General features: G+C 75.6%; 3 protein-coding genes. 1 reads left to right on the plus strand and 2 read right to left on the minus strand.

The window, feature by feature from the left end; all coding sequences use genetic code 11:
• On the minus strand, window positions 1-1,086 hold a 1,086-nt coding region (locus tag QR78_RS33265), incomplete at its 3' end, for a TIGR04222 domain-containing membrane protein (RefSeq protein ID WP_048430732.1).
• A gap of 62 nt (window positions 1,087-1,148) precedes the next feature.
• Window positions 1,149-2,300 carry a cyanuric acid amidohydrolase gene (atzD, locus tag QR78_RS27170; RefSeq protein ID WP_048430733.1) on the minus strand — a complete coding sequence of 384 codons (1,152 nt, stop codon included), beginning with the start codon at window positions 2,298-2,300 and terminating at the stop codon, window positions 1,149-1,151.
• Window positions 2,301-2,635: 335 nt separating this feature from the next.
• On the opposite strand from atzD, the gene QR78_RS27175 reads away from it, so the two are divergent.
• A partial coding sequence (locus tag QR78_RS27175) for a glycosyltransferase family protein (protein WP_048430734.1) occupies window positions 2,636-3,657 on the plus strand: 1,022 nt, incomplete at its 3' end.

A 3,657-nucleotide genomic window follows, 5' to 3' on the forward strand; every position in this document is an offset into this window, starting at 1 on the left:
GACCGGGCGCCCGGTCCCGGCGACCCACCCCACCTTGGCGAGGCCGAGGGCCAGTACCAGCGCCACGGCGCTCAGCGAGACGACGAGCGTCCGGCGGCGCTGCGCGGCGCTCGGGCACAGGCCGCGCGCGGCGAGCCGCTCCGCCAGCCGCTCGGTCGGCCCGGCCAGCCTCCGCATCAGCTGGCCGCGGGTCGCCAGCCCGTCCGGCGGCCGGAAGGCCTCGATGTCGGGCGGAAGCGCGATGCCCCGTGCCGAGACCCAGAGTCCTCGCGTCGGATCGATGTTTCCCGCACCGCAGGTGTGGAGGGCGAGCGCCGTCACGTCCGCCACCCGGTCCGGCCCTCCGGCGAGATAGGCGAGTTCGGGGAGGCCGAGATCGGACGACGGCACCATCCGGACCGCCTGCCGGCAGCGCGCGCGCAGAACGACGCCGACGAGGAGCGCCCCCGCCGCCAGGATCCCGTCGAGCCAGAGGAACGGCGTTCCCGGCCAGTCGAGGGGGTTGAGCGGCAGGGCGAGCGCCGGCCGCGGGGCGAGGAGGATCGCTCCGGCGAGGGCGGACAGCAGGCGCCGGCCGAGGCAAGGCCGGGCGACGACGAGGCTGCGCCGCGTGTCGACGATCCGGTAGCGCGGCCGGCGGCCGAAGCGCTCCCCCGTGCCCGGCCACAACGCGGGATCGGGCGGGCCGAAATAGGCCTCGTGCCGGGCGAGCGTCGCGGCGTATTGCCGGGCGTAGCGGCCCTGCTCCGCCGGCCCGCCGGAGGTCGGGTCATGGTGGAGCGCCGTGCGCAGGACCGCCCCGCACCACACCTCCCAGTAGTCGCGCGAATAGGTGAGGTGGAGGTGCCAGACCTCGTCCACCTCCTCGCTCGGCGTGACCGGCTCGCCGGAGGTGCAGGCGAGGAAGCAGAACCGGCGATAGGCCTCGACCGCCGCCCGCGCGAAGGCGAGGCTCCAGTCCCGGTCGCGGGCGAGCCGCCGGGTGAAGTCGAGAACCTGGTCCGGATGCTCGAACGGGTGCGACCGGATCCGCTCCCAGAGTGCGGTCTCCGCGGCCGACCAGGTTGCGGGCAGGATGCTCGGCATGACACCCCCATCGCCGACGTCGACCCCTGTCGTCGTCGACCCATGTCGTCGTGGTCATGCCGTCATGGTAGCGCATGAGGGTGGGGCAGGCGCGACCGGACGTGCCCCGTCTCACCGGTCGTCCGCGCGATCACCGCCACCGGCCCGCCGCCGTCCGGCCCCTGGTGCTCCGCCCCGCCCGACACGAACAGGTCCGTCCGGCCGATCGCCGCGGCGGCGACGCCGCCGACGAGCGCCCGGGCGTGCCGGGTGGCGTTGATGTCGCTGTCGTCGTTCATGATGTGGCGGTTGCCGCGGATCAGCCCGTCGCCGGTCGGCTCGGCCTTGGCCAAGAGCGCGACGACGCGCTCGGCCGCCTCGGGCGGGAGCTGGCCGGCGGCCGGCAGGCCGAGATCGGCGAGGGCACCCTGGATCGCCGGAAGATCGATGCCGTCGCGCATGACCCGGTGGGCGATGCGCAGGGGGCCGGTCCAGCCCGGCGCGTTGCCGAGCACGATCACCTCGTTGCGCATCAGCTCGATCCCCGCCGAGGCGCTGGCGCGGCCCGAAAACAGGTCGGTGCGGGTGCCGATCACGGTATCGTCGAGGGCGGATTCGGCGATCTCGCCGAGCGCCAGCCCGATGCCTAGCGCCGAGGCGCCCCGCGACAGGCCCATCGAGGCGTAGGTGTCGTGGGTGGACACGCCCTGCCCGCGGGCGGCGGCCTCCTGGATGCGGGCGCTGGTGAGGAGCGGGCACTTCACCTGGACGAAATGCACGTCGTCCCGGTCGGTCAGGCCCGCCGCCGCCATGGCCCGTTCGACGGCCGCTGCGGTCGCCCGCACCTGCGCCATGCGGCCGATCTCCTCGGGGAGAAAGTCGTCCGTGAAGGCGGTGCCGACCGCCAGCGCCCTGCCCCCGCCGCCGGTCCCCTCGCGGCGGGCGACGATTAGCAGATGGGGCGAGAGCCCGCCCTCGGTGCCGCCGGACATCACGAGCGCGACCCGGGCGCCGACTGCGGCGGGCGTGAGCCCGAGCCGGGCGCCGAGCGCGGCCTCCAGCGCCATCACGGCGAGCGGCCGGGTGAAGTCGTTGACGCAGCCGTTGCCCTCGGTCTTGCCGAACACCGCGACGACCTCCGCGGGGGCGAGCGCGCCGGAGGCGAACAGGGCGTCGAGGCCCGAGACGTCGGCGGGGTGCCGGGTCGGCACGCGGAAGACGAGGCATTCGGGCATCGCGGATCCCTGACTTTTCTTGTGTGGGAAAACGGGCCGGCCGGGTCCGGGCCCGGGCGGCGGCGACCGCCTAGCAACTTTGCCGCCAACCCGCACGCGCGCGCCGTCCCGGACGGCCGACGATGCGGCGGCGCCACAAGCCTGGCCATAACCGCCGGGCGCTCCCCGGGCCCGGGTAGCCGGCCCGGGGGAGGATGCGCTACTCTGGCCTCCCGCGCCCGGGAGAGCCGCCACCCGATGCCGAACCCGTTGAGCCGCCCCCGGCCCGCCGTGTCCGCACGGGCCTGCTTCCTTGCCAGCTCCGCCGCGTCCCCGCGGATCGCGACGCCCGCCTGATGAGCTTTCCCCTCCCCGCGCCCGGCGCGTCCCCGCAGCGGGTGCTGATCTACTCGCACGACACGTTCGGGCTCGGCCATCTGCGCCGCGCGCGGGCGATCGCGCACGCGCTCGTGGCGGAGGCGCCGGAGCGGCGGGTGGTGATCCTGTCCGGCTCGCCGGTGAGCCACGCCTTCCGGTTCGCCCCCGGGGTGACCTGCCGGCGCCTGCCGGGCGTGACCAAGCTCGCCTCCGGCGAGTACCAGAGCCTCGGGCCCGGCCATGGCCTCGACGAGGTGGTGGCGACCCGCGCCGCCCTGATCCGCCACGTCGCCGAGCGCTTCGATCCCGACCTCTTCCTCGTCGACAAGGAGCCGGCGGGCTTCCACGGCGAGGTGCTGCCGGCGCTCCACCGCCTCAAGGCCCGCGGCTGCCGGCTGGTGCTCGGCCTGCGCGACGTCCTCGACGATCCGGCGCTGCTGGCGCCCGAATGGGAGCGCAAGGGCGCCCTCGCGGTGCTGCCGCTCTACGATTCGCTCTGGGTCTACGGCCTGGAGGCGATCTACGCCCCCCTCGACGGGCTGGCGCTGCCGGCGGGCGTCGCCGGGCGCCTGACCTATACCGGCTACCTCCGGCGCGAGGCGCCCGACTCCGAGGGACCCGAGGAGGCGGCGCGGGAGCCGTTCCTCCTCGTCACCCCGGGCGGCGGCGGCGACGGGGTCGAGCTCGTCGAGGCGGTGGTGCGGGCCTACGAGGCCCACCCCCTGGAGCACCCGGCGCTGGTGGTGTTCGGGCCGTTCTTTCCGGCGGCCGAGCAGGCCGCGCTCGGCGCCCGCATCGCCGCCCATCCGCGGCTGTCCTCCCTCGGCTTCGATGCCCGGCTGGAGCGGCTGATGCGCCGGGCCGCCGGCGTGGTGGCGATGGGCGGCTACAACACCTTCTGCGAGATCCTGTCCTTCGACCGACCGTCCCTGATCCTCCCGCGGGTCCGGCCCCGGCGCGAGCAGCTGATCCGGGCGCGGGCCGCCGCCCGGCTCGGCCT

Source organism: Methylobacterium indicum (genome assembly GCF_001043895.1).
GTDB lineage: Bacteria > Pseudomonadota > Alphaproteobacteria > Rhizobiales > Beijerinckiaceae > Methylobacterium > Methylobacterium indicum.

Coding starts and splice junctions, on each gene's coding strand:
- atzD (WP_048430733.1), bottom strand. CDS start 2,300: ATGCCCGAATGCCTCGTCTTCCGCGTGCCGACCCGGCACCCCGCCGAC.